Origin of the sequence: Natronococcus sp. JC468 (assembly GCF_012163165.1) — an archaeon.
Classification (GTDB): Archaea; Halobacteriota; Halobacteria; order Halobacteriales; family Natrialbaceae; genus Natronococcus; species Natronococcus jeotgali.
Genome location: NZ_JAAVUO010000001.1, coordinates 1 through 22739, shown reverse-complemented (window position 1 = coordinate 22739; position 22739 = coordinate 1). Strand labels below are relative to the sequence as shown.

Genomic DNA, 22739 nt, shown 5'->3' with positions numbered 1-22739 from the left:
ACTGTTGTCGGTGCCGTCTCAGGCCTCGAGCGCGCGGGCCGCGTTCAACGCCGTGGCGTCGTCGAACCGGGAGCCGACGAGCATCAGTCCGACCGGGAGCCCGTCGACCTCGCCGGCAGGGACGCTGACGCCGGGGTGGCCGGTTCGGTTGAACGGCGTCGCGTTGTGGACGATGTCGGTCTCCCGCAGGCGGTCGTACTGGTCCCGTTCGGGCTCGCGTTCTGGGGGTTTCGTCACCGCCGTTGGCATCGCCAGCAGGTCGTACTCCTCGAGGACGGCGTCGTATCGCTCGGTCAGGTCGACGACGAGGTTCATCGCGCGAGCGTAGTACCGCGAGTGGTACTCGGTGTTGGTGTACGAGCCCATGAGCAACAGCAGCTTGAGCCGCGGCGGGAAGTCGTCGCTCTGTGCGCGCCGGAACTTGCCGAAGGACTCGACCCACGAACGGTCGTACCACGCCTTCCAGCCGTGGCCGAGCGCCTCGCCGGAGATCGCGTCGAGCAACCCCTCCGAGGTACAGACGTCGTGGATGTCCTTCGCGTCGAGGTGCATCGGGACCGAAACCTCCTCGACGGTCGCACCCAGCGCCTCGAGGCGATCGATCGAGTTCCGCGCTGTCTCGAGGACGTCTTCGTCGGCACCCTCGCGGTCGAACCCCTCCTCGAGGATGCCGACAGAGAGGTCGGAGACGTCGCCGTCCAGTCGCTCTTCATACTGTTCGACGGGAACCGGACTGTGACTTCGCAGATCCCGCTCGTTGCTCCCCGCGATCGCCGTGAGGGTGCGTGCGACGCTTTCGACGTCGGGCCCCATCGGTCCCGGGTGGTCGATCGCGTGCTCGATACCGATACAGCCCGTGTAGGGCACGAGGCCGTAGGTGGGCTTGTGGCCGACGATCCCGCAGAACGCCGCGGGGACGCGGACGCTGCCGCCCTGATCGGAGCCGATCGCGACGTCGACCTCGCCTCTCGCGACCGCGACCGCGCTCCCGCCGCTCGAGCCGCCCGCGAGGTAGTCGTCGTTGTGGGGGTTCAGGACGGGACCGAACGCGCTGTGGCCCGTCGAGGTCATCGCCATGTCGTCCATGTTGGTCTTGCCGACGACGTCGGCGCCGGCTTCCAGCAGCCGGGTCGTGACGGTCGCGTCGCGGTTCGGGACGTAGCCCTCGACGACGGTGGAGCCACAGGTCATCTCCACGCCCGCGACCGAGACGTTGTCCTTGATTCCGACCTCCCAACCCTCGAGCGGTCCGCCGTCGTCGCCCGCGACGAAACACTGGGTCACCCAGGCGTTGTGCGGGTCCTCCTCGCTCGTGACGCGCCGGCCGGCGTTTCGCGTCCGGTCTTCGGTGCCGCCGAGACGGGGCTCGGGGTCGTAGGACATGACCGTCTCGTAGGACTCGACTTTCCGCTCGGCCATCTCGACGAAGAACGCGAGCTCCTCGTCGGTGAGGTCCAGAAACAGTTCCTCCCCCAGTTCCGCGAGAGCGTCTTCCGTCGGTACCCGCAGTGGCATGGACGAACAATCGCCCGTTCGCTAGAAGTGTACCGCGGTGGCACGCGCAAGTCCCGTCGCGGCTCGCCGCCGAGACGCCGTCGCGCAGGGGCCAACAGCGGGCCCGAGCCGCAGCGTCAGAGGCGCTTCAGTCGGATCTCGCGATCGGTAACCGCCTCGACGTTGCTCTCGTCGATCGGGTAGGCCTCCTCGTCGGCGTCGCCCCACCCGAGCCGGGATTTCACCGCGTCCGTGATGCCCGGGTCGGGATCGACGTACGCGGTTCCCGCGTCGACCTCGGAGACGATGCCGATCTGATCGCCGTTGGCGTTGACGACGTCCTTTCCTTCGTCGCTCGCCGTGAACGTTGCGCACATACGTCACGTACGAGAGCACCTACCCCGGAATAGCCACCGCAGGAGACTGCAGGGGAGTCCTGAACGTCTCGCTCCGGAACCGGTCGCGGTCGAACGGAACCGACGGAACGCTTTCTACCCTCGAGTCCGCATCGAAACCGATGACGCGACTCGTCGAACTCGAAGCGAACGGTCCGCGAAAGCTCGAGCCGTCCGACATCGACGACCAGAAGGGCGACGTCGCGGTCTGTCGGTGCGGGCTCTCGGAATCGTTTCCGTTCTGTGACGGCAGCCACCGACGAACCGTCGACGAGGAGGAGGGGACGACGTACGTCTACGAGGACGGCGAACGATCGATCGTCGAGGAGGTCCTCACGCGGGAAGACGGGGCCGACGAGTCGGTCGACCGCGAGGACTCGAGCGGGAACTGATCGACGGCCCGTCGGCTACCGCCAGGTCTCGATCCGCCCCTCGCGGACGTCCTCGACGCAGCCCTCGCAGTCGGGGTGATCGGCCTCGTAACAGGCCGGACGGTACTCGTCGTCGAGCAGGGCCGCCCGCCGTTCGGCGTACCGCCGACAGACGATCTTCGCCCGGCCCCGCTCGTCGGTGGGCAGCCCGCGGGCGTTTCGCGCCGACCGGTAGGCATCGCGGGCCTCGTCGAGCTGGCCGTCGGTCGATCCGCGAAGCTCCGCGTACTGTTCGCCCGCCTCCCGGAGCTTCGTCCGGAGGAACCGCTCGAGTCGACGCCGATCCGACATCGTGATTCAGTTCGAAGGGCGGACACATAGTCCCGTCGCCGGACCGGGCTATAGCTCCTGTCGGGTCGGTCGGATCAGCAACTCGTTGATGTCGACGCGGGTCGGCTGGCCGACCGCGAAGCGGATCGACCGCGCCACGTCCTCGGGTTCCAACGGCGTCACGCCCTCGAGCATCTCGTCGATCATCTCCTTCTGCTCATCGTTGGGGATGTGCTCGGGAAGCTCGGTGTCGACGACGCCGGGTTCGACGGCGGTGACGCGGATATCCGAGTCGGCGACCTCCTCGCGGAGCGCCTCAGAAAAGGCCGTTACGCCGAACTTCGAGGCGTTGTATCCGCTCGAGCCCGCGTAGGCCTTCCGGCCGGCGACCGACGAGAGGTTGACGATGTCGCCGGCCCCCTGCTCCCGCATGACCCCGAGGGCCGCCTGGGAGGCGACCATTACGGCCTGGACGTTCAGGTCGAGCATCTGCTGCCAGTCGTCGGGATCCGCCGTCGCCACCGGCTCGAGCAGCATGACGCCCGCGTTGTTGACGAGCACGTCGAGTCCACCCAGCTCCGCGACGGTGGTATCGATCATCTCCCGTACCTGGGACTCCTCGGTGACGTCGGTCGGAACGACGAGGGCCTCCCCGCCGGCGGTCTCGATCTCATCGGCCAGCGACTCGAGGCGGTCCTCGCGACGGGCGGCCAACGCGACCGACGCGCCCGCGTCGGCGAGTTCGCGGGCCGTCGCCGCGCCGATTCCGGACGACGCGCCGGTTACAAGTGCGACCCTGTCGTCGAGTGAAGTAGTCGTCATCGAGTCCGACGAGGGGCCTCCGACTGAAGGGTTGCGGGGAGCCAGCAATCCGCCCGCGGTTCGCCGGACGGATGTGTCTCGAGGATCGCGCCGCAGGTCGGGCCGAACCTCGCGACTGATCAGGGGGAACCGTTTTTTCGACTCGTGTCCCATGGGATCTATGGGCACGGAACAGTCTCGAGCGAACCGACACGACGAGATCGAGGCGATCCTCGAGCGAAAGGGCGGCGTCGAGGAGGCACGCGACGACGCCGACAAGTACACCGTCGTCGGGGCAGCCGACAGGCGCACGTACGCGAACTGGCTGACGCCGATCGAGGAGCACTTCGTCTGCCACCGCAACGACATCCCGGAGGCCGACGAGGACGGCGAGTGGGCGATATCGCTGACAGGGTATCTCGAGGACGCGTACTCGGTCGCCGAGATCCGCGAAGAGTTCCCGACGGTCGCGGTCGCGCACACGATGGAGTGTGCGGGCAACGGCCGCGGCCAGCACCGTCCCGAAACCGGCAGCGTCCAGTGGGGGTACGAGGCCGCCGGCACCGCGGTCTGGTCGGGAACGCCGGTGAGCTCCGTGCTGCGCGGAGAACTCGAGGACGTCCCCGACGACGCGTGGCTCACGGCCGTCGGCGGCGATCCCGCGGACGGCGAGGACGTCTTCGCGCGCTCGATCCCGCTCTCGAAGGCGATCGACGACTGCATCCTCGCCTACGAGATGAACGGAGAGCCGTTGCCCCGCGAACACGGCTTTCCGATCCGACTGATCGTTCCCGGCTGGTACGGCGTCAACAGCGTCAAGTGGCTCGACGAGCTCCGCGTGATGGACGAGATGGTCACCGACGAGTCGCTGGATCGGCCGGGCGTCCACGACTACTGGCAGCAGGAGGCCTACCGGATCCACCCGAAAGGCGTCGAGCCCGAGGTCAACGAAACCGTCGAGCACGCCGACACCTGGGACCAGCTCGAGGACGGCGAGCCCGACCACCCCTACACGTTCGACCAGACGGTGATGTCGGTCATCGGCGAGCCCGACGGCGAGTCGGCCGTTACCGTCCCCGACGACGGAACGGTCGAGATCACGGGCGTCGCGTGGGCCGGCGACGACGACATCGCGAGCGTCGAGGTATCGACCGACGGCGGCGACAGCTGGGCCGAAGCGGAGCTGTTCGGCCCCGACTACGCGGGCGCGTGGCGGCTGTTCCGGTACGACTGGGAAGCGACGCCTGGCGAGTACGTGCTGGCCTCCCGTGCGACCGACGAGCGGGGACGGCGCCAGCCGATGCGTATCTCCAACCCGGACGCCTGGCGCGACGCCCTCGCGGACGACGAATTCCCCTGGAACGAGGGCGGGTACGCCGCAAACGCCGTGTTGCCGAACGCCCTCGAGCTCGAGGTCCGCTCGCCGTAATCGCCAGACGGGAACACTTTCGCTCCGGTGCCGGCAGTTTAAATACGATCGGGAGCGAACGTCGGTATGCCTCCCAGTGAAACGAAGAGGAGGCGTGACACAATGAGCGACGTACGACAGCACGCGGACGACATACACGACCAGTTTTCGGACCACATCGACGTCTCGGTCGACGACGTCGAGGATCGGCTGACGACGCTCGTCGACGAGTACAAGGTGCCGATCGACGAGGCGCGCCGGAGCGTCACCAACCACTACCTCGAGGAGGCCGGCTTAGAGCGCGAGGACCTCGCGGGCGGCTCGAGCGAGGCGGCCGAGATCGAGGACGTCGACGAACCGGAGCAGTGGATCGACCTCACGGCCAAGGTCATCGAGCTGTGGGAGCCCCGCAGCGACTCGGTCGCGCAGGTCGGCCTGCTCGGCGATCCCACGGGAACGATCAAGTTCACCAAGTGGGCCAAATCCGAGCTGCCGACGCTCGACGAGGGCGGCGTCTACGAACTTCGCAACGTCGTCACCGACGAGTACGAGGGCCGGTACTCGGTCAAGCTCAACTCGACGACCGTGATCGAGGAGCTCGACGAGGACATGGAGGTCGGCGACGACACCAGCGAGATCGAAGGCGCGCTCGTGGATATGCAAAGCGGCAGCGGGCTCATCAAGCGCTGTCCGAAAGAGGACTGCACCCGCGTCCTCCAGAACGGCCGCTGTAACGAACACGGCGAGGTCGAAGGCGAGTTCGACCTGCGCATCAAGGCCGTCGTCGACGACGGGCTCGACGCCCACGAGGTCATCTTCGACAAGGACGCCACCGAGAACCTGACCGGAATCAGTCTCGAGGAGGCCAAGGACATGGCGATGGACGCGCTGGATACGACCGTCGTCGCCGACGAGATCCGCGAGATGGTCGTCGGCACCTACTACCGTATCGAGGGCCCGACGTTCGGTCGCTACGTCCTGGCCGACGATGTCGAGGAACTCGACGGGCCAGCCGACGCCGAAGGGCTGCTGATCAAAGCGAGGTCGATGTAAATGTCTCAGGCAGAACTCACCCGCGAAGTCGCGCGTCGCGTCTTCGCCTCCGAATTCAACGACTCGACGTACACGTTCAAGGAAAGTGACGACGAACGCGCCCCCAACTACGCACTGCTGCCGACGGGCGACCGGGCCAACCGCGTGTTCGCAGTCGGGACGCTGACCGAGACCGAGGACGTCGGCGAGGACAGCGAGTACTGGCGGGGCCGCGTCGTCGATCCGACGGGGACGTTCTTCGTCTACGCCGGCCAGTACCAGCCCGAGGCCGCCTCCGTGCTTCGGGACACGGAGCCGCCGGCGTACGTCTCGGTTGTCGGCAAACCCCGGACATACGAGACCGAGGACGGGACGGTCAACGTCTCGATTCGCCCCGAGACGATCTCGATCGTCGACGAGGCGACCCGGGACCGCTGGGTCGTCGAAACCGCCGAGCGAACCCTCGATCGCATCGAGGAGTTCGAGGCCTGGCAGGACGAACAGGAGGCGCCGGAGAGCGGCTCGACGGCGCCGACCAACGAGTACGCCCAGATGGCCCGCGAGCGCTACGACTCGCCGGTCGAGAACTACCGCCGCGACGTGATCCAGGCCCTCGAGAGCCTCGAGAACGTCGAGGACGCGGAAGCGACGGCCTGATCGACCGGAGCGGTCTTTTTCGAGTCGACCGACACGCCTCGAGCGACGCCACTCGGGACGCCGACGCCGTCTCGTCGGCCACGCTTCCAGACGAGGGAGCGACGACGACCGATCCGTCGTCTGACGAATCGTTAAGTATCGCGGCCGACGACTACACTGCGATGGGCAACAAGAACAAGACGATCTCGTTTCGCGTGAGCGAGGACGCCTTCGAGGCGCTCCAGGAGATCGCCGAGGAACGGGACATCTCGTTGTCCGCGGTCTTTCGGGACTACGTCGAGCAGCTCGTCGACCACGACGGACGGGTCGCGGTCGTGCCCGAAGCCGACCTCGAGGACGGCGAACCTGGCGGCGGGGACGAAGACCTCGCCTTTCCGCCGACCGCCGAGGTGCCCAAGAGCTTCATCCGCGAGCACGAACGGCTCGAGCTCGAGGCCGACCACCTCCGCGAACAGTTAGACGAGTACAAGTCCTACGTCACCGAGCTCCAGGACCGCCTCGAGGACGAGGATGAGGTGCTCCTGCTGGACGACCTGGACGACGCCGACGATCCCTCGCAGCTGCGCTGATTACCTTGCGAGATCCCGCTTCGCCCGTCGAATCGCCTCGCGCGTTTCGTCGCTTCCCTCGACCTCTGCGAGTCCCTCCGCGGCCTCGAGCGTGCGGACGCCGCTGTCGAGAAAGGAGAGGACGTCCCCGGAGTAGGCGTAGACCATGTAGTCGTCGGTCATCACGTCGACGATGGCGTCGGGGCCCAGCCCCTGGGCGCGCAACTCGAGCAGGTACCTGACGAACTTCCGCTCGGGACAGCCGCAGTAGGGGTTGTTGTCGCAGGCGCAGTCGAGGAAGTCACTCGAGAAGTCGAGCACCCGCTCCTGGGTCGCCTCGTCGAGTTTCTCGAGGCCCTCGCCCTGAAAGAGGAGATCAAGCGTCGCCCCCTTGAACGCCCCCTTCGGGATATTGGTCTCGAGCTGGGAGGCGAGCTGGCGGTGGTTCTTGACGTAGATCTTGTCGGTGATGGCCACGCGTTGGCGGGCGTACGGGCGGGCGGCCGAAAAGCGTCTCGGTTGTGTGGTTCGGAGCGAGCGCGGTTCGGAACGAGCGCGGTTCGGAACGAGCGCGGTTCGGAACGAGCGCGGTTCGGAACGAGCGCGGTTCGGAACGAACGGAGTGAGTGAGAACCGCGGACGCGAACGGGGAGGCACGACCCGTGAGCGAACGGAGTGAGTGAGAACCGCGGACGCGAACGGGGAGGCACGACCCGTGAGCGAACGGAGTGAGTGAGAACCGCGGACGCGAACGGGGAGGCACGACCCGTGAGCGAACGGAGTGAGTGAGAACCGCACCCGTGAGAATCGCGAAAGACGAGCCTCGAGCCATACGCGGAGGCGTGACGGCCGAAAATGTACGACATGGAGTCGCACGCACCCGTCCTCGAGTCGTAACGTATTTCAGGCCAACCGCGTGTAGGAATAGGTGTAAGCGCGTCCGGGTTGGGGTAGTGGTTATCCTTCAGCCTTGTGGAGGCTGAGACGCGGGTTCGATTCTCGCACCCGGACCTTCTGTAGCGAACAACGTCGTGAGCCGCAGGTGTCGTCAGAGAATCGAACTACGGAAGACGCAGCCCGCGCAGCGAAGCGAGCAGGAACGTCTTCAGGTGGTTCGATTCTCGCACCCGAACTTCTGGTAACGAACTGAACGAAGCCCGGACGAGTCCTCGGAGAGTCGATCCAGGCTGACCTCCGCCTTCGAAAACAGCGGAAACCCACTGTTGGCCGCATACTTCCGGGACGAATATCGTTCGCTCCCTCCCTCGAGCCGACCACACGGGATCGCCACGCCCTCCCCAGCCGACTCGTTCGTTCGCGGGTCTTCGACCGCTCACTCACTCCTCCCTCGCGCGGTTTCGATCTGCAGTTCGCCGTCGGCTCACTGCAGTTCAGCACGCGCCACCGCGACCGCCCGGCAAGCAAAACGGAACCTCGTTCCCGAAACGGCGGCCGTTTCACGGCGTTACAGCGGCGCGCCGGCTACCACGAGCGTCGCTCGTTCGTCCCCGCGGTTGTGAATCTCTCGCGACTCCTCGGGGTCGAGCCGGATCGGGTCGCCGCCCTCGAGCGACACCGTCTCCTCACCGACGCTGCCCTCGACGACGTAGTACACCCCCTCCTGTCCGGGATCGACGACCGAAAAGACGCCGACGGCAGCTCGGTTACTCGAGGTCGGTGATCCGGGCGACCTCGTCGTCGGACAGCGAGAGCTGCGAGGCGGCGAGGTTCGACTCGAGGTGGTCGGGATCCGAAGTCCCCGGAATCGGGAGGATGACGTCGGATCGCTCGAGCAGCCACGCCAGCGCGACCTGGCGCCGGGTCGCGTCGTGTTCGTCGGCGACCTCGTCGAGGGCCTCGCCGTGGCTCTCGAGGTCGTCGCCGTCGATCGGCGCCCACGGGATGAACCCGATGTCGTACTCCTCGCAGGCCTCGAGGACGTCGGCCTCCGAGCGGTCGCCGACGTTGTACCGGTTCTGGACCGTCGCGACGTCGACGTGCTCGCGGGCCGTCTCGAGCTGGTCGACGGAAACGTTGCTCAGCCCGACCTGCTCGACGAGTCCCTCGTCTTTCAGTTCGGCGAACGCCTGAACGGAGTCCTCGAAGGGCGTGTCGGGATCGGGACGGTGGTACTGGTAGAGGTCGATGGTGTCGGTTCGGAGCCGATCGAGCGAGCACAGCACCTGGTTGCGGATGTAGTCGGGATCGCCGTGGTGGAGCCACTCGCCCTCCCGGTTGCGCAGCAGGCCCGCCTTCGAGGCGACCAGCACGTCGTCGGGATCGTCGAGCGCCTCGCCGATGAGCCGCTCGCTCACGCCGGGGCCGTAGGAGTCGGCGGTGTCGATGAAGTCGACCCCCCTATCGACGGCAGTCCGAACCAGCTCGCGGGCGGCGTCCTCGTCCTCCGGCGGGCCGATGATCTCCTCGCCGCAGAGTCGCATCGCCCCGAACCCGAGCCGGTGGACGGTCGTCGAACCGATCTCGAAGGTATCGCTTTCGTTCTGCGTCACAGACGTAGTACCCGAACCGGTCGGTTAACTGTTGAGCGTTGGTCTGCCGGCCGACTCGGCCAGTCGGGGCTCGGGGAACTCGCGCCGAGACCGACGCCGTCGATCACAGCTAAGCGTTGAACCGAACGCCCTCGCGAGTTCGCGCGTCAGAACTCCTCGGCGGTGTCGATGCCGACGACGACGCCGCGCTCGTCGGCGGCGAAGCGCTCGTCGGCGTCGACGGCGTCGGAAAACAGAAGCCGCGCCTGTTCGGTGTGGGCGGACGCAACCGCAGCGTCGACTTCGTCGTCGAAATCGAACGCTGCGAGCAGGTCGTCCCAGACGGATTCGGGCACGCGGTACGCTCGCGTTCCGTCGACGGTAACGTAATCGTACTCCCGCTCGAGTTCGGCGTGGCGGCCGATCAGCGTCGAGTGCAAGACGACGAGTGCGTCGGCGATCGCGTCCACGGTAGCGTCCGAGCGGTCCGCGGTTCGTTCGAGCGTCTCGTCGCTGATGGCCGATTCGCCGGTTTCGGACGACTGATCGTCGGACATACGCGGACGAGGGGACGCGACGGCTACCAGTGTTAGGCTTGCAGCCGTACGAGATCTCGAGCGGCGTCGGATTCGGCCGTCCCGACCTCGAGGAGTCGAACCGCCGTCGCCGCGAATGACGTACCCACTGCGCTCGCGGGAACGGGGACAGCTCGATCTTCAGTCGAGTGCGACAGCTCTTCGAATAGAAATCGTGTAAAAGCTGGATGCCGCCTCCCGGATTTGAACCGGGGACAGCTCGATCTTCAGTCGAGTGCTCTCCCAGTCTGAGCTAAGGCGGCTTACCTCTACCTCCGGCCATGATATAAAAAAGGATTTCGAATCGCGATCGGGAACCGTACGCCTCCGATCTCGGGTATCGGATTCCGGATAAGAGAACTGAACGAATAGTAATGGAGAGAATAACACCGAATATACCGTTCATTTACTGCTGTCTATTGGTTTTTCGGATATTCAAGACACCCTTTTCCGCGCCGGTAAGTAATAGTGTGTTATGGAATCGCTTGGCTCGGATCGGGACGAACAAGAACTGTCAGCAGACACTATCCTCGAGTTGCTGGCAAACCGCCGACGGCGGTACCTCCTGTACGCGTTGAGAGGACGGGAGGGGCCGATCGAGCTCTCGCGAGTGGCCGAACGGGTCGCCGGCTGGGAACACGACGTTCCTCCCGACGAGGTCGCCAAAAACGAGTACAAGAGCGTTTACGTCTCGTCGGTACAGTGTCACGTTCCGAAACTGGCCGATGCGGGCGTCGTCGATCACGACGAGGAGAACCACACGGTCGTCCTTTCGGACAACTTCGAGCAACTCGAGCCGTACCTCCGGATCGTCGTCAAGGACGAACCCGAGGACTCGACGCTCCACGCGGCGCTGGAGGCCGACTCCGGCGAGGGAATCCTGGGCCAGATCCGGGAGAACGTGGCGCGACTCAAGCAGTGATCCGCTTCTCTGGGCGCGCTACCCCGATCAACGGTCGGCTACACTCACCGAACGTCTCTGATCTCCGAGCCACGGGTCGTATCCGGCTTTCGCAGGAGACACCTCTTGCAGACGTCCGACGGACTCGAGGGCGCTCGAGCCGACTCAGGCGTCTGCCTCGGACGTGTCCCACAGAGACCGCGCGGTCACGCTTCGTTCATTACGGCGACGACCGGACAGTCCGCATCGAGCAACACCGACTGCGTTACGCTGCCGAACAACGCCTTCCCGACGGGCGAGCGCGAACGCCCGCCCACGACGACGTAGCTGGCATCCACGTCGTTTGCGTGCTCGATGATCTCTTTGGCAGGATCGCCGATACGACCGATCGCTTCGCTGGCGTCAGTGATCCCGTCGGATGCCTCCGTAACCAACCTCGCAGCGAGCGTTTCGACCTCGTCGGGCGACATCGAGTCGTCGACGTCTAACGACTTGTTAATGAGCGCTTTGTGACTCGATCCCTCGTAGACGAAGACCGCGTGGAGCGGTTCCTCGAACCGTTCCGCTAGCTTCCATCCCTCCTCGAGAACGTGTTTCGATCCGTCTTCGCCGTCGATCGCTGCTACGACAACCATGTGTGTGTGGTACACACTGTTTACAGATAAGTTCTGTTCATCCGAAAGCAACTTTCGGCGGTACGGCGGAGGCGAGTTGCACTCGTTCAGTGGAGCGGCTCGGATAAGACGAGCACGTACTGGGCGGAGAGGCTCGACGACGTCACGGAACAGCGTGCGCATCTCGACAGCCGACGTCGGCTGCCGTGGTCTGCAGTACCGCTTACGGTGAACGTGGGCTCGGGCGGGTTCGAACCACGCGAAGACGGGCGCTCACTGCGTTCGCACTGTGTCTTCTCTCGTTCAAAACCGCCCTCGATACAGTCTTGCTGCTCGTGATATTGCTCGCAGCAGGAATGGGCTCGGGCGGGTTCGAACCACCGACCTCGGCCTTGTAAGGGCCGCGTCATAACCAGCTAGACCACGAGCCCGCACCCGAACCCAGTGGCCCCGGCCGAATAACCTTTACTCTCTCGAGTCGGAGCGGGGATATGGCTCTCGAGCGGGTCTGGAAGGGGCTGCTCGTCGTTGCGGTGGTCGCTCTCGCCGCGGCGATGGTCGTCCAACTGGGCGTCGTCGCCACACCCTGGAGCGAGGACCAGGCCGAGGTTCAAGTGCTCGACGACGGCGGCGAGCCGACGGCCGTGGTCGACGTCGAAATCGCGGACACTCCCGCCGATCGGTACACCGGACTGAGCGATCACGACTCGCTCGCGGACGGCGAGGGGATGCTGTTCGTCCACGGGAGCGAGGACGAACGAACGTACGTGATGCGCGGGATGGACTTCGGAATCGACATCGTCTTCATCGGGGCCGACCGCGAGATCACGGCGATCCACAGCGCTCCCGAACCCGGCCCCGGCGAGGACGGCGGGAACCAGAGGTACACGGGCGACGGACGGTGGGTGCTCGAGGTGCCGATCGGCTACGCGGACGAAAACGGGATCGAAACCGGAGACGAGGTCGAGATCGAAACCGGGGACGGCTGACGAGGACCCGTTTCGATTCGTAGGGAACTCTTATTGCCGGCGGTCACGGAGACGAGTGCAATGAGCGGTATCGACTGGGAGGAAGACGACCCCTTCGAGGAACAACGGGAGCAGGTCGAGAGTCCGATGCGTCGGTTGATCTTCGATTTCGGTCGCCCCTACTGGTTTTCCGTGCTCGTCGGTCTCGTCTCGAGCGTTCTCGCTCGCGCGCTCGATTTGCTCCCCGCGCTGTTGCTCGCGGTCGCGATCGACTCGATCTTCGGCGATCGGGCGTTTCACGAACAGGTACCGCTCGTCGTGTTGCCGGAGTCGTGGCTGCCGACGACCCAGGTGGAGCAGTTCTGGTTCGTCGTCGTCGTAATCGCCGGCTCGTTCGCGTTCGGAGCGGTCTTTCACTGGTTGCGGAACTGGGGGTTCAACGCCTTCTCCCAGAGCGTGCAACACGACGTTCGGACCGCGACCTACGACAAGATGCAGCGTCTCGACATGGAGTTTTTCGCGAACAAACAGACCGGCGAGATGATGTCGGTACTCAGCAACGACGTCAACCAGCTCGAGCGGTTCCTCAACGAGGGGATGAACTCCGCGACGCGGCTGATCGTGATGGTCGTCGGGATCACCGGCCTGCTGTTCTGGCTCAACCCCCAGCTCGCGCTGGTGTCGCTGGCGCCGGTACCGCTGATCGCGATCTTCACCTACGTCTTCGTCAAGAAGATCCAGCCGAAGTACGCCGCCGTCCGCTCGTCGGTCGGGAAGGTCAACTCGCGGCTCGAGAACAACCTCGGCGGGATCAACGTGATCAAGTCTTCAAACACCGAGTCCTACGAATCCGACCGCGTCGACGACGTCTCGCGGAACTACTACGACAAGAACTGGGACGCCATCTGGCTCCGGATCAAGTTCTTCCCCGGGCTCCAGCTGATCTCCGGCATCGGGTTCGTCCTCACGTTTCTCGTCGGCGGCTACTGGGTCTTCTCGGGGAGCGCACCCGGACCCTTCTCCGGGACCCTCGAGACCGGCGTCTTCGTCGCCTTTATTATGTACACCCAGCAGCTGGTCTGGCCGATGGCCCAGTTCGGACAGGTGATCAACATGTACCAGCGTGCGGAGGCCTCGAGCGAGCGCATCTTCGGCCTGATGGACGAGGAGGGACGGATCGAGCGCGATCGGGACGCCGACGAACTCGAGGTGACCGAGGGACGCGTCGAGTACGACGAGGTCGCCTTCGGCTACGACGACAGCGAGCGCATCGTCGACGACGTCAGCTTCGAGGTCGAGGGTGGCGACACCGTCGCGCTGGTCGGCCCGACGGGGGCGGGGAAGTCGACCGTGCTCAAACTGCTGCTTCGGCTGTACGACGTCGACGGCGGCGCGATCCGGATCGACGGACAGGACGTCAGGAACGTCTCGCTGGCGAGCCTGCGTCGATCGATGGGGTACGTCGGCCAGGATTCGTTCCTGTTCTACGGCAGCGTCGAGGAGAACATCACCTACGGCACCTTCGACGCCGACCGCGAGGAGATCGTCCGCGCGGCCAAGGCCGCCGAGGCCCACGAGTTCATCCAGAACCTGCCAGACGGGTACGACACGATGGTCGGCGAGCGCGGCGTCAAGCTCTCGGGCGGGCAGCGCCAGCGCGTCGCCATCGCCCGCGCGGTGCTCAAGGATCCGGACATCCTCATCCTGGACGAGGCGACCAGCGATGTCGACACCGAGACCGAGATGCTCATCCAGCGCTCGCTCGACGAACTGACCGAAGACCGCACGACGTTCGCCATCGCCCATCGCCTCTCGACGATCAAGGACGCCGACCAGATCCTCGTCCTCGAGGACGGCCGGATCGTCGAGCGCGGTACGCACGGCGAACTGCTCGAGAACGACGGACTCTACGCGCACCTCTGGGGCGTACAGGCGGGCGAGATCGACGAGCTCCCCCAGGAATTCATCGAGCGAGCGCAGCGACGACAGGCCCGCACCGAGGTCGACGCGGACGCCGACGACTAGAACGACTCCTGTTCGCTCTGCCCGTCCTGGTCGGGCGCTCCCTCCTCCTGGCGCTGTTCACCGGTCGCGGGCGGGGTTCGGTCGCTGTAGTTCTTCCGACCGATCGCGTCGTCGCCGACCATGTTCATGATCGCCTGCTCGACCTCGTCGTAGGACTCGTACTCGTCCTCGTTGAGCGGCTCGAGCAACTCCTCGAGCGTGGCCGACTCCTCGCCCATGCCGACCTCCTGGTCGCCGTGTTTCTCGAGCAGTTCGTCCTGTCCGACGGGGTACTCGAGGCTCTGGAGCTCGTCCTCGACGTCGCTCAGATCGACTCCGAGTTCGCGGCTATCGTCACTCATGCTCGAACAGTACGCCACGCGCTGCAAACAAGTTGACCCTGCGTACGCCACGGCGGGCCCTCGAGCGCACCCGTCACCGGGAGTTTCATGCGTGCGGGCTCGGTTCGGTTCGGTATGCACCTCTCGGAGGCGACCTGGACGGAGGTACGGGAGCTGGAGACGGATCTCGCGGTCGTTCCCGTGGGTAGCACCGAACAACACGGGCCCCACGCGCCGCTCGGAACCGACGTGGTAACCGCCGAGGCGGTCGCCGACACGGCGCTCGAACGGATCGATCGAGGGGTCGTTCGGGCGCCCGCGATCCCCGTCGGAATCGCCGAGGAACACCGCCAGTTCGCGGGCACGATGTGGGTCTCGGAGGACACGTTCCGGAGCTACGTCCGGGAGTCCGTCGAGAGCCTCGCCCACCACGGCTTCGATCGGGTCGTGCTCGTGAACGGCCACGGCGGGAACATCGATGCGCTCCGGGAAGTCGGCGGTGGGCTAACCCGAAGCGGCGAGGCGTACGCCGTTCCGTACACCTGGTTCGAGGCAGTCGGCGACCACTCGAGCGACATGGGTCACGGCGGCCCCCTCGAGACGGCACTGGTTCGCCACCTCGACGCCGCACTCGTCCGCGAGGACCGACTCGAGGACGCTCGCGACGGCGCCGCCGACGGCTGGGGAGAGTGGACCAGTCACTCGAACCTGGCGTACGACTCCGCGGAGTTTACCGACAACGGCGTGGTCGGAGATCCGACCGACGGCAACGAACGGCGGGGTGAGGAACTGCTCGAGCTGGCGGCCGACGCCCTGGTTCGGCTCCTCGAGGCCGTCGCCGAGCGGGACGTCTCGCGACCCGAACGACGGTAGCCCTGTCGACGGACCGCACTCGAGTCGTTACTCCTCCGACTCCTCGGACGCTTCCGTTTCGTCGCCGGCTGGCGTCTGCTCGGCGTCTTCCTCGTCCGATTCGTCGGTCGCCTCCGGAGCTTCCTCCCCGTCGTCTTCGCTCTCGGCTTCGGCCTCCTGGAGCGCGCCGCGAAGCGACGGGATCGTCGAAGCGAGATCCCCGACCTGCTCGCCGGCCGCGGAGACGTCGGAGATCGTCTCCTCGAGCGACTCGATCTCGGCCTCGAGGTCGTCGGCGTCCTCGAAGGCGTCGGCGCGCTGGCCCATCGTGTACCACTTCTTGGCGTCACGGAGGTGGGCCTCGGCGTCGCCGGCGTCGAGCGCCGATTTGAGCCCGTTGAGCACGCCCAGCGCGTTCTCGGCGTCGGTCTCCCAGACGTCGTCGGCCGCCGGAAGCTCGCTCCAGGCTTGCGCGAGCGAGGACTCGACGTCCTCGCGCATCTCGCTGGCTGCTTCGCCGAACAGTTCCTCGTCGTCGCCGAGCGTCGCTTGGCTCATGTCACCACCTTCACCGGCGCCGTGGTTAAAAGGTAGCCCGAAAGTGAAAGTGAAAACCGGCACTGGTGGGCCGATACCGCCGAAACGGCGGTCGAACTTCGAAAGGAACGCCTTCCGAACGCGGCGAATCAGAGGGCGTCGCGGACCGACTCGAGTTGCATCAGCGGGTAGCCGTCCTCCATCTCCATTCGGCTGACGACCTCGTAGCCCTCGTAGTCGACGACGATCTCGACCTCGAGGAATCGACCCGTCAGCTCCGTATAATCGGCGGTCGACGCGTCGAGTTCGCGCTCGAGTTCCTCGCATCGGATCTCGACGGTCGCGTCGGTACAGTGGGGCTGGTTCTCGATCGCTTCCTCGATGGCCGTCTCGAGGCCGGCCGCGCTCTCGGGTGCGACGGGCGTTCCGGCGAACTGGTGGTACAGCGTCCCGAACTTGATCCCGGCCTCGAAACACGCCGCCTGCGCGTCCGTGGGCGTCGAATCGGTCATACGTGGTGGCTCGAGCCCGGACCGGAAGGCGGTTGCGGTACCGCGGACCCGAACCGCACGTTACTTACCGACGCTTTCCTTCACACCGAACGAATGGCACAGTCAGTCCTGTTAACGGGGGCTGCGGGGCGGGTCGGGCAGGCCATCCTCGGTGGCCTCGCCGACGACCACGAGTGGCGCCTGATGGATCGCGATCCGCCGACGGACGATCAACCCGGCGAGTTCGTCGTCGGCGATATCACCGACGAGGAGAGCGTTCGCGAGGCGATGGAGGGAATCGACGTCGTGATCCACCTCGCTGGCGACCCGCGTCCGGAAGCGCCGTGGGACAGCGTTCTGACGAACAACATCGACGGCACCCAGACCGTCTTCGAGGCGGCCGCGGACGCGGGTGTCGAGAAAGTCGCGTTCGCCTCCTCGAACCACGCCGTCGGCGCCTACGAGACCGACGAGCGCACGCCCGAGATGTACCGGTCGCACGACGACTACCTGCTCGACGGCACCGAACTGCCGCGACCGAGCAACCTCTACGGGGTCTCGAAGGCCGCCGGCGAATCGCTCGGACGGTACTACCACGACGAGTACGGGCTCTCGGTCGTCTGCGTTCGCATCGGAAATCTCACGCAGGGCCACCCGCCGATCGACTACGAACGCGGCCAGGCGATGTGGCTCTCCTATCGCGACTGTGCACACTTATTCGATTGCTGCATCCGATCCGACTACGGCTACGAGATCGTCTACGGCATCTCCGACAACGACCGCAAGTACTATTCGATCGATCGCGCCCGCGAGGTCCTCGGCTACGAACCGCAAGACAACTCTGCACATCACGACGACGATTCCTCCGCGTAGCTACTCGAACAGTCCGTCGACGTCCGCCTCGCGAGCCTGTCGCCGTTCTGCATGTTGAGATAATCGTCGGTAAACGAGACCGCGGTGGTCGTCCTCGCGGACGAAGTCGAACAGCAGCGAGATAAAGCGGCTCCCGTCGTTACCCGACTCGAGATCGCGCCGTGCGTACGTTCGGGCGCGATCGACCGGTTCGGGATCGAAACCGAGTTCCGCCGCCAGGACGACCGCCGCGAGCGCCGTCGCGTCGAAATCGAGTCCAGCGAGTCCCGGCGTTCGTCCCTCGTGTTCGATCGGCGGCGGCGGCCGACGCTCGAGGACCGACGGGTCGTCCGCGAGGGTCTCCAGCGCGCGTCGAATCGAATCGAGTCGAACGTCCCGGTAGTCGGCCGGCAGTCCAGACAGGTACTCGAGTGCGCTCTCGGCGAGTCCGACCGCACCCTCCCAGTTGTGGTTGCGGGCGTGGTAGACGGCGGCAGTAAACTGGATCAGCCCGTGGAGCAACGACTCGTCGTCGGTTCCGGGCTCGAGTTCGAGCCAGCGCTCCTCCCAGGCGTCGTGTGCCGCGTGGTAGTAGCCGTCGTTGTAGATCGCGACGCCGGCTCGGAGCCGATTGCGCATAGCTCGAGTTAGGACTCGAGAGGTGTCAACGTCACGAAAGCGGTGCGTTGCCGGATACGTTCCGCCTCCGGCGGGGCGGGCAGACAACTGTGACAAGCGGAGATCGGGACGTGCAGCGGTCGCCCCAACCGGTTACTTCCGCCACCGGTTATGGCGGTACTCGAAACGAACCGCGGGAGAGACCCTTATTATGCGGTCACTTCCGTCCCGATCTGGGAACAATAACGGTGCTAACTGGTTCCTAACGGCGGATAAGGAGGCGTTATGCGAGCGCTACTGACGTGCTTCGAATCCGTCCTCCCAGCGGAAGCTACCGTTTCGCTGGACGACCTCGCCGTCGATCTCGAGTCGGGACTCCTCGCCGACGTCGGCGATCAGGTCGACGTGAACTGCCGAATCGTTCCCCGACTCGCCGTCGGGCAGGCAGGCGTCGTAGGCCCGACCGAGGGCGAGGTGGACCGTCTCGCCCATCTTCTCGTCGAAGAGGATGTTGTCGGTGTAGCGATCGATGCCGCGGTTCATTCCGACGCCGAGTTCGCCGAGTCGGCGCGCCCCCGCGTCGGTCTCGAGGACGTCTCCGATTACCGCCGCACCCCGCTCGGCGTCGTGGTCGACGACCTCGCCGTCCTCGAACTCGAGGCGGACGTTCTCGACCGTCTCACCGCGGATCGTCATCGGGACGTCGAAGGTGACCTCGCCCTCGGTTCCGTACGGAGCGGTGAATACTTCGCCGCTGGGGAGGTTATGGGAGTCGTACGCGACCGAGGCCGCGCTGTTGACGGCGGTGCGACCGTCGATCCGCATCGTGAGGTCAGTCTCCTGTGAGACGATCCGTACCTCCGACCCGTCGTCGAACAGCGTCTTGAGCCGTCCCATCTCCTCGGCGAGGGATTCCCAGTCCCGGAGGATCGCGTCGTAGGCGAACTCCCGGTAGGCCTCGTAGCTCATGTTCGCCTGCTGGGCGAGCGATCGAGTCGGATGGACCGTCGACACCCAGCGCATGTCGTACCGCGCCTCGCGGACGGCCTTCCGGGCGCTGCGGTACTGCTGGCGGATCTCTCCCGGAACGTCAGCCGTCGCGCTCGTGTTCCGACCCCCGCCCAGCGAGAGGTAGACATCGGTCTCCTCGAGCAGCGCCTGCTCGTGTGCGGGTTCCTCGAACTCGCCGTCGTGAGCGTTGAGGTACGCGCGCGTAATCTCGCCGGACCCGTACGTCGCGAGCAGGTTCGCACCTCGCTCGCCCAGCTGCTCGGCGACGGCGACCGCCAGTTCGTGGGCGTCGGGGCCGACCGAGACGACCACGTCGTCGCCGGGCTCGACGCGGGCGCTCCAGTCGATCAGCACCGCGGCGTGTTCGCGGATGCGTTCGTCCATATCCGGGGCTCGCCTCCCGGCTACTAAATCCTCCCCGTTCGTGCCGATCGTTCACGAGGCGTGGATCTCCTCGGCGGTACCCGGTTCTCGCGAGCGAACCAGCGAGACGACGGCGTAGACGACCGGCGTGTCGAGCACCGCGATCGCGAGTTTGAGCAGGTACTGCCCGATCGCGAGCGCGAGCAGCGCCTCGAGCGGGAGCACCTCGCCGACGCCGAGGATGGCGGGCGCGAGGGCGAACGCGACCGAAACGAAGATGACGGTGTCGATCGCCTGGCTGGTGCCCGTCGAGGCGAGATTGCGTAGCCAGAGCTTCTCCCGGCCCGTCCGATTCCGGATTCGGTGAAAGAGCCAGACGTCCCAGTTCTGGCTGACGAGATAGGCAAGGAGACTCCCGAGGACGACGTTCGTCGAGGCGCCGAGCGCGGTCTCGAACGCGTCGGGGTCGACGCTCGTCTCGGCCGCGGGCGACACGATCGTCGACCAGACCAAGGCAAGCACCGCGAAGTTCAGCACGAACGCGACGTTGACCACGATCTGGGCCGCGCGGCGCCCGTACAGTTCGGTGTAACAGTCGCTCGCGAGAAACGTGAGCGCGTAGGCCAGCGCCGCGCCCGGCAGGACGAGTTCCGGACCGGTCACGGGAAGCGAAAGCGGAATATCGAACGCGAGCACCTTCGAGGCGGTTAGCTGGGCGGTAGCGAGCGCGGCGACGAACAGGCCGATCAACGAAACCTGCGCGACCGACGGCGTCGCAGGAGGGTCGTTCATGCCTGATCTCTCGAGTGGGGAAATTAAACGGTGACGTCTCGCCTCCCGTCCGGTCGTTTCGGGTTCGACGAGCGTTAGCGATAGCTACCGCCCCGCACACCGAATATATTCGGTACGGTTCTATTACTGTGAACAATCTCGGATATCGAACCATCTTCGACACCGATAAAACACTACTAACTGACTGTTTCGAAGGTCGAGATGGCGTATTCCGGAGCCTTAGCCGATATGTAGCGCATTCACTGGTAATCCGGATAAAGGCGGAAAGGCACTCGGTACCGATCGGTTACGGTACGTATAGATACCATCATACCAGTTGCAAACGGCCTAGTGTACCCCCAACCGCTGCAACGGACGTAATACGTGATTGATAACAAATAGAGTGTCTCTGGTATGGGTTGATAGGTAAAGTATGGACGATTTGACCGGCTTCCAGCGAGATCTCCTGTACGTCATCGCAGGGGCGGACCAGCCGTCCGGCCAGGACATCAAAGAAGAGATCGAGACCTACTACAGTAGCGACATCAACCACGGGCGACTGTACCCGAACCTCGACACCCTCGTCAACAAGGAACTCGTCGAGAAGGGAGAGCTCGATCGACGAACGAACTACTACGCGATCAGCGACGAGGGATACGAGGCGATCGAAGAACGCCGAGACTGGGAATCACAGTACGTCGACGTCTAGGGGATCCCCGCTGAGAGGGCGTGGGGCGGCAAGCGCTATTCCCGCCGTTTAGCATCCGCTGAAGCGATAGTATCGAGCCCGCCGGTTCTCCGATTCGACGCTCTAGTAACGCGGTTGCAACGGCAAGTGAAACGCTTCTGGGCACGGGAATCGACGCCGTTCGTAATGACCGATTCCAGCGACCTCGAGGGAACGACCGTGGGCGTGTTCCTGGCACCCGAAGGCAGCGAGGAGGCCGAGTTCACCGACCCGAGAGACGCCGTCACGGACGCCGGCGGGACCATCGACGTTCTCGGTTCGGAACTGGGCGAAGCCGAGACCGTCAACAACGACCTCGAGCCCGGCGGTAGCTACGAGATCGACAGAACGTTCGAAGACGCCGAAAACGAGTACGACGCGCTGATCGTCCCCGGGGGAACGGTCGGCGCCGACACCCTCCGAACCGACGACGACGCCGTCGATCTCCTCCGAGAGCACCTCTCGGCGGACAAACCCGTCGCCGTGATCTGTCACGGTCCGTGGCTGCTGGTCGAGGCCGACGTCGTCGACGGGCGGACGGTGACGTCCTACCACAGCCTCGAGACCGACGTCCGGAACGCCGGCGGCGAGTGGGTCGACGAGGAAGTCGTCGTCGACGACGGCGTAATCACCAGCCGTAACCCCGACGATCTCGACGCCTTCTGCGAAACGCTTCTGGAAGAGTTCTCGACGACCGACTCCTGAGCTACTCGGAACTCACGTCGCTACAGTCGTACTCCGCGTTGCCGATGACCGTCGAACCGCCGTCGTCGATCGAGGCCGTGACACTGACAGTCCCGGTTTCGCTCGACTCGAGCGTTTCATTGGCGGCGGTATTCGACGTTTGACAGGCGAGGGTCGCGGTTTCGCCCGCCCCGTCGATTTCGTTCACGGGATCCGTAACGTCGCCGACGATCTCCCAGTCGTCGGCGTTCCCTTCGGAGACGAGCGACACCGTCATCACGCCCTCGTCGGCGCCGAAATCGAACGATGCCGCGCCGGTCGCTTCCAGCGACTCCTCCATTCCGTCACCCATCTCCATGACGAATCCCGCGATCACGGCCGAGAGTACGACCGTCACCGCGACCATGAGGACGACGCCGATTACCGGCGAGACCGCTCGTTCGTCTTCGCTACTGCGTCGGTTCGATGTGAATTGGTTCGAATCCATATCTGTGGTGCGCGCCGGCGATCGTGACGCGACTCGAGCGCGGCGAGGCCGTTCTCACCGGTTCTGGCGCCGTCGACCGCCGATCGCGGTGTCGCCACCACTTACAGTCCCGATAGCTTATATAGTTCAGCGTCGGAAGCGGTTCGGCTCCGTTTCGGAGGAACGGTACGCGGGCGTTCTCGGTACAGTTCGGCGACCCGGATCGGCTTCGCGAGAACGCGTTTTGCCGTCGGAACCGACACCCGTCCTCGTGAGGGATCGACAAGCTCGTCCGACCGGTCAGAAAGCGGGTTTCGCCGCCGATAGCGAGTGGGGGAGACCGTCGTTCACCAGTAAGAATACATAGGTCGAATCGCAACGTCGACGCAATTAATGGACGACCACCAGTTCCTCGAGTCCGAGTGGGACTACTGTCTGG

27 protein-coding genes, 3 tRNA genes and 1 pseudogene are annotated in these 22739 nt (G+C 65.2%); 13 read left to right on the top strand and 18 right to left on the bottom strand.

Annotated elements, in window-relative coordinates; genetic code table 11:
* Positions 1–18 precede the first annotated feature (18 nt).
* Entirely contained in the window at positions 19–1515 is a 1497-nt protein-coding gene (locus GWG54_RS00155) for an amidase (protein WP_167935849.1), read from the bottom strand.
* 116 nt (positions 1516–1631) lie between these two features.
* Positions 1632–1871: a PRC-barrel domain-containing protein gene (locus GWG54_RS00150; RefSeq protein WP_167935848.1), complete on the bottom strand. Its 240-nt coding sequence runs from the start codon at positions 1869–1871 to the stop codon at positions 1632–1634.
* Between the two features lie 140 nt (positions 1872–2011).
* On the opposite strand from GWG54_RS00150, the gene GWG54_RS00145 reads away from it, so the two are divergent.
* The gene (locus GWG54_RS00145) at positions 2012–2281 is read left to right on the top strand and encodes a CDGSH iron-sulfur domain-containing protein (protein WP_167935847.1); all 270 of its coding nucleotides are present in this window, start codon (positions 2012–2014) and stop codon (positions 2279–2281) included.
* A gap of 15 nt (positions 2282–2296) precedes the next feature.
* On the opposite strand, the gene GWG54_RS00140 is transcribed toward GWG54_RS00145, so the two are convergent.
* Both GWG54_RS00140 and GWG54_RS00135 read right to left on the bottom strand, forming a co-directional pair.
* Positions 2297–2611 carry a hypothetical protein gene (locus GWG54_RS00140; protein WP_167935846.1) on the bottom strand — a complete coding sequence of 105 codons (315 nt, stop codon included), beginning with the start codon at positions 2609–2611 and terminating at the stop codon, positions 2297–2299.
* Between the two features lie 48 nt (positions 2612–2659).
* On the bottom strand, positions 2660–3412 hold the full coding sequence (locus GWG54_RS00135) for an SDR family oxidoreductase (RefSeq protein ID WP_167935845.1): 753 nt from the start codon (positions 3410–3412) through the stop codon (positions 2660–2662).
* A 160-nt stretch (positions 3413–3572) separates the two neighbouring features.
* Here GWG54_RS00135 and GWG54_RS00130 point away from each other — a divergent pair, with 160 nt between their 5' ends.
* From GWG54_RS00130 to GWG54_RS00115, 4 genes are all read left to right on the top strand, one after another.
* Entirely contained in the window at positions 3573–4820 is a 1248-nt protein-coding gene (locus GWG54_RS00130) for a sulfite oxidase (RefSeq protein WP_167935844.1), read from the top strand.
* A 102-nt stretch (positions 4821–4922) separates the two neighbouring features.
* A complete protein-coding gene (locus tag GWG54_RS00125) occupies positions 4923–5852 on the top strand; it encodes a replication factor A (protein WP_167935843.1) in 930 nt (309 codons plus the stop codon).
* Positions 5853–6488, top strand: coding sequence for an RPA family protein (locus GWG54_RS00120; protein ID WP_167935842.1), 636 nt, complete (start codon positions 5853–5855; stop codon positions 6486–6488).
* 161 nt (positions 6489–6649) lie between these two features.
* A complete protein-coding gene (locus GWG54_RS00115) occupies positions 6650–7057 on the top strand; it encodes a ribbon-helix-helix protein, CopG family (RefSeq protein WP_167935841.1) in 408 nt (135 codons plus the stop codon).
* Here the strand turns inward: GWG54_RS00115 and GWG54_RS00110 are convergent, their stop codons facing one another.
* Entirely contained in the window at positions 7058–7513 is a 456-nt protein-coding gene (locus GWG54_RS00110; RefSeq protein ID WP_167935840.1) for a DUF5814 domain-containing protein, read from the bottom strand.
* Positions 7514–7975: 462 nt separating this feature from the next.
* Here GWG54_RS00110 and GWG54_RS00105 point away from each other — a divergent pair.
* A tRNA-His gene (locus tag GWG54_RS00105) sits at positions 7976–8047 on the top strand.
* A 454-nt stretch (positions 8048–8501) separates the two neighbouring features.
* On the opposite strand, the pseudogene GWG54_RS00100 reads toward GWG54_RS00105, so the two are convergent.
* The 4 genes and pseudogenes from GWG54_RS00100 to GWG54_RS00085 all read right to left on the bottom strand — a co-directional run.
* Positions 8502–8669, bottom strand: a pseudogene (locus GWG54_RS00100) (cupin); the annotation flags it as partial.
* A 31-nt stretch (positions 8670–8700) separates the two neighbouring features.
* A complete protein-coding gene (locus GWG54_RS00095) occupies positions 8701–9546 on the bottom strand; it encodes an aldo/keto reductase (protein ID WP_167935839.1) in 846 nt (281 codons plus the stop codon).
* Positions 9547–9692: 146 nt separating this feature from the next.
* Entirely contained in the window at positions 9693–10082 is a 390-nt protein-coding gene (locus GWG54_RS00090) for a hypothetical protein (protein WP_167935838.1), read from the bottom strand.
* A 207-nt stretch (positions 10083–10289) separates the two neighbouring features.
* A tRNA-Phe gene (locus GWG54_RS00085) sits at positions 10290–10363 on the bottom strand.
* Positions 10364–10575: 212 nt separating this feature from the next.
* Here GWG54_RS00085 and GWG54_RS00080 point away from each other — a divergent pair.
* Entirely contained in the window at positions 10576–11022 is a 447-nt protein-coding gene (locus GWG54_RS00080) for a hypothetical protein (RefSeq protein WP_008421671.1), read from the top strand.
* A gap of 185 nt (positions 11023–11207) precedes the next feature.
* Here GWG54_RS00080 and GWG54_RS00075 read toward each other — a convergent pair whose 3' ends face one another.
* Together GWG54_RS00075 and GWG54_RS00070 are read right to left on the bottom strand one after the other, a co-directional pair.
* Positions 11208–11798 (bottom strand): universal stress protein, encoded by a 591-nt coding sequence (locus GWG54_RS00075; RefSeq protein ID WP_245242719.1) that lies wholly within the window; start codon positions 11796–11798, stop codon positions 11208–11210.
* 174 nt (positions 11799–11972) lie between these two features.
* Positions 11973–12046 (bottom strand) — tRNA-Val (locus tag GWG54_RS00070).
* Between the two features lie 60 nt (positions 12047–12106).
* Between GWG54_RS00070 and GWG54_RS00065 the strand changes: the two genes are divergently transcribed.
* Positions 12107–12604, top strand: a complete 498-nt coding sequence (locus GWG54_RS00065) for a DUF192 domain-containing protein (protein WP_167935837.1) — start codon at positions 12107–12109, stop codon at positions 12602–12604.
* Between the two features lie 60 nt (positions 12605–12664).
* A complete protein-coding gene (locus tag GWG54_RS00060; RefSeq protein ID WP_167935836.1) occupies positions 12665–14608 on the top strand; it encodes an ABC transporter ATP-binding protein in 1944 nt (647 codons plus the stop codon).
* Here the strand turns inward: GWG54_RS00060 and GWG54_RS00055 are convergent.
* Positions 14605–14949, bottom strand: a complete 345-nt coding sequence (locus GWG54_RS00055; protein WP_167935835.1) for a hypothetical protein — start codon at positions 14947–14949, stop codon at positions 14605–14607. The two genes, GWG54_RS00060 and GWG54_RS00055, sit on opposite strands and share 4 nt — an antisense overlap.
* Positions 14950–15063: 114 nt before the next feature.
* On the opposite strand from GWG54_RS00055, the gene GWG54_RS00050 reads away from it, so the two are divergent.
* Positions 15064–15801, top strand: a complete 738-nt coding sequence (locus tag GWG54_RS00050) for a creatininase family protein (RefSeq protein ID WP_167935834.1) — start codon at positions 15064–15066, stop codon at positions 15799–15801.
* Positions 15802–15828: 27 nt separating this feature from the next.
* Here the strand turns inward: GWG54_RS00050 and GWG54_RS00045 are convergent, their stop codons facing one another.
* Together GWG54_RS00045 and GWG54_RS00040 are read right to left on the bottom strand one after the other, a co-directional pair.
* The gene (locus tag GWG54_RS00045; protein ID WP_167935833.1) at positions 15829–16338 is read right to left on the bottom strand and encodes a DUF5790 family protein; all 510 of its coding nucleotides are present in this window, start codon (positions 16336–16338) and stop codon (positions 15829–15831) included.
* Between the two features lie 128 nt (positions 16339–16466).
* Complete coding sequence (locus GWG54_RS00040) at positions 16467–16829, bottom strand: dihydroneopterin aldolase family protein (protein WP_167935832.1); 363 nt, start codon at positions 16827–16829, stop codon at positions 16467–16469.
* A 93-nt stretch (positions 16830–16922) separates the two neighbouring features.
* On the opposite strand from GWG54_RS00040, the gene azf reads away from it, so the two are divergent.
* Positions 16923–17681: an NAD-dependent glucose-6-phosphate dehydrogenase Azf gene (azf, locus tag GWG54_RS00035; protein WP_167935831.1), complete on the top strand. Its 759-nt coding sequence runs from the start codon at positions 16923–16925 to the stop codon at positions 17679–17681.
* Here azf and GWG54_RS00030 read toward each other — a convergent pair whose 3' ends face one another.
* The 3 genes from GWG54_RS00030 to GWG54_RS00020 all read right to left on the bottom strand — a co-directional run bounded on the left by GWG54_RS00030 (position 17682) and on the right by GWG54_RS00020 (position 20444).
* The gene (locus tag GWG54_RS00030; protein ID WP_167935830.1) at positions 17682–18299 is read right to left on the bottom strand and encodes a DUF309 domain-containing protein; all 618 of its coding nucleotides are present in this window, start codon (positions 18297–18299) and stop codon (positions 17682–17684) included. It lies immediately after the preceding gene.
* 273 nt (positions 18300–18572) lie between these two features.
* The gene (locus GWG54_RS00025; protein ID WP_167935829.1) at positions 18573–19673 is read right to left on the bottom strand and encodes an aminopeptidase; all 1101 of its coding nucleotides are present in this window, start codon (positions 19671–19673) and stop codon (positions 18573–18575) included.
* A gap of 51 nt (positions 19674–19724) precedes the next feature.
* A complete protein-coding gene (locus GWG54_RS00020) occupies positions 19725–20444 on the bottom strand; it encodes a queuosine precursor transporter (protein ID WP_167935828.1) in 720 nt (239 codons plus the stop codon).
* Between the two features lie 412 nt (positions 20445–20856).
* Between GWG54_RS00020 and GWG54_RS00015 the strand changes: the two genes are divergently transcribed.
* Together GWG54_RS00015 and GWG54_RS00010 are read left to right on the top strand one after the other, a co-directional pair.
* The gene (locus GWG54_RS00015) at positions 20857–21132 is read left to right on the top strand and encodes a PadR family transcriptional regulator (RefSeq protein ID WP_008421659.1); all 276 of its coding nucleotides are present in this window, start codon (positions 20857–20859) and stop codon (positions 21130–21132) included.
* A gap of 165 nt (positions 21133–21297) precedes the next feature.
* Positions 21298–21855 carry a type 1 glutamine amidotransferase domain-containing protein gene (locus GWG54_RS00010; protein ID WP_167935827.1) on the top strand — a complete coding sequence of 186 codons (558 nt, stop codon included), beginning with the start codon at positions 21298–21300 and terminating at the stop codon, positions 21853–21855.
* Position 21856: 1 nt separating this feature from the next.
* On the opposite strand, the gene GWG54_RS00005 is transcribed toward GWG54_RS00010, so the two are convergent.
* Positions 21857–22321, bottom strand: a complete 465-nt coding sequence (locus tag GWG54_RS00005) for a type IV pilin (protein WP_167935826.1) — start codon at positions 22319–22321, stop codon at positions 21857–21859.
* Positions 22322–22739: the final 418 nt, after the last annotated feature.

What these genes read in the sequence shown, in the direction of transcription:
- GWG54_RS00045 (WP_167935833.1), bottom strand. Translation starts at nt 16,338, where the DNA reads ATGAGCCAAGCGACGCTCGGCGACGACGAGGAACTGTTCGGCGAAGCA.
- GWG54_RS00025 (WP_167935829.1), bottom strand. Translation starts at nt 19,673, where the DNA reads ATGGACGAACGCATCCGCGAACACGCCGCGGTGCTGATCGACTGGAGC.
- GWG54_RS00005 (WP_167935826.1), bottom strand. Translation starts at nt 22,321, where the DNA reads ATGGATTCGAACCAATTCACATCGAACCGACGCAGTAGCGAAGACGAA.
- GWG54_RS00150 (WP_167935848.1), bottom strand. Translation starts at nt 1,871, where the DNA reads ATGTGCGCAACGTTCACGGCGAGCGACGAAGGAAAGGACGTCGTCAAC.
- GWG54_RS00125 (WP_167935843.1), top strand. Translation starts at nt 4,923, where the DNA reads ATGAGCGACGTACGACAGCACGCGGACGACATACACGACCAGTTTTCG.
- GWG54_RS00130 (WP_167935844.1), top strand. Translation starts at nt 3,573, where the DNA reads ATGGGCACGGAACAGTCTCGAGCGAACCGACACGACGAGATCGAGGCG.
- GWG54_RS00140 (WP_167935846.1), bottom strand. Translation starts at nt 2,611, where the DNA reads ATGTCGGATCGGCGTCGACTCGAGCGGTTCCTCCGGACGAAGCTCCGG.
- GWG54_RS00055 (WP_167935835.1), bottom strand. Translation starts at nt 14,949, where the DNA reads ATGAGTGACGATAGCCGCGAACTCGGAGTCGATCTGAGCGACGTCGAG.
- GWG54_RS00015 (WP_008421659.1), top strand. Translation starts at nt 20,857, where the DNA reads ATGGACGATTTGACCGGCTTCCAGCGAGATCTCCTGTACGTCATCGCA.
- GWG54_RS00145 (WP_167935847.1), top strand. Translation starts at nt 2,012, where the DNA reads ATGACGCGACTCGTCGAACTCGAAGCGAACGGTCCGCGAAAGCTCGAG.
- GWG54_RS00135 (WP_167935845.1), bottom strand. Translation starts at nt 3,412, where the DNA reads ATGACGACTACTTCACTCGACGACAGGGTCGCACTTGTAACCGGCGCG.
- GWG54_RS00155 (WP_167935849.1), bottom strand. Translation starts at nt 1,515, where the DNA reads ATGCCACTGCGGGTACCGACGGAAGACGCTCTCGCGGAACTGGGGGAG.
- GWG54_RS00060 (WP_167935836.1), top strand. Translation starts at nt 12,665, where the DNA reads ATGAGCGGTATCGACTGGGAGGAAGACGACCCCTTCGAGGAACAACGG.
- GWG54_RS00065 (WP_167935837.1), top strand. Translation starts at nt 12,107, where the DNA reads ATGGCTCTCGAGCGGGTCTGGAAGGGGCTGCTCGTCGTTGCGGTGGTC.
- GWG54_RS00090 (WP_167935838.1), bottom strand. Translation starts at nt 10,082, where the DNA reads ATGTCCGACGATCAGTCGTCCGAAACCGGCGAATCGGCCATCAGCGAC.
- GWG54_RS00080 (WP_008421671.1), top strand. Translation starts at nt 10,576, where the DNA reads ATGGAATCGCTTGGCTCGGATCGGGACGAACAAGAACTGTCAGCAGAC.
- azf (WP_167935831.1), top strand. Translation starts at nt 16,923, where the DNA reads ATGGCACAGTCAGTCCTGTTAACGGGGGCTGCGGGGCGGGTCGGGCAG.
- GWG54_RS00050 (WP_167935834.1), top strand. Translation starts at nt 15,064, where the DNA reads ATGCACCTCTCGGAGGCGACCTGGACGGAGGTACGGGAGCTGGAGACG.
- GWG54_RS00010 (WP_167935827.1), top strand. Translation starts at nt 21,298, where the DNA reads ATGACCGATTCCAGCGACCTCGAGGGAACGACCGTGGGCGTGTTCCTG.
- GWG54_RS00075 (WP_245242719.1), bottom strand. Translation starts at nt 11,798, where the DNA reads ATGCGCACGCTGTTCCGTGACGTCGTCGAGCCTCTCCGCCCAGTACGT.
- GWG54_RS00020 (WP_167935828.1), bottom strand. Translation starts at nt 20,444, where the DNA reads ATGAACGACCCTCCTGCGACGCCGTCGGTCGCGCAGGTTTCGTTGATC.
- GWG54_RS00115 (WP_167935841.1), top strand. Translation starts at nt 6,650, where the DNA reads ATGGGCAACAAGAACAAGACGATCTCGTTTCGCGTGAGCGAGGACGCC.
- GWG54_RS00030 (WP_167935830.1), bottom strand. Translation starts at nt 18,299, where the DNA reads ATGCGCAATCGGCTCCGAGCCGGCGTCGCGATCTACAACGACGGCTAC.
- GWG54_RS00120 (WP_167935842.1), top strand. Translation starts at nt 5,853, where the DNA reads ATGTCTCAGGCAGAACTCACCCGCGAAGTCGCGCGTCGCGTCTTCGCC.
- GWG54_RS00040 (WP_167935832.1), bottom strand. Translation starts at nt 16,829, where the DNA reads ATGACCGATTCGACGCCCACGGACGCGCAGGCGGCGTGTTTCGAGGCC.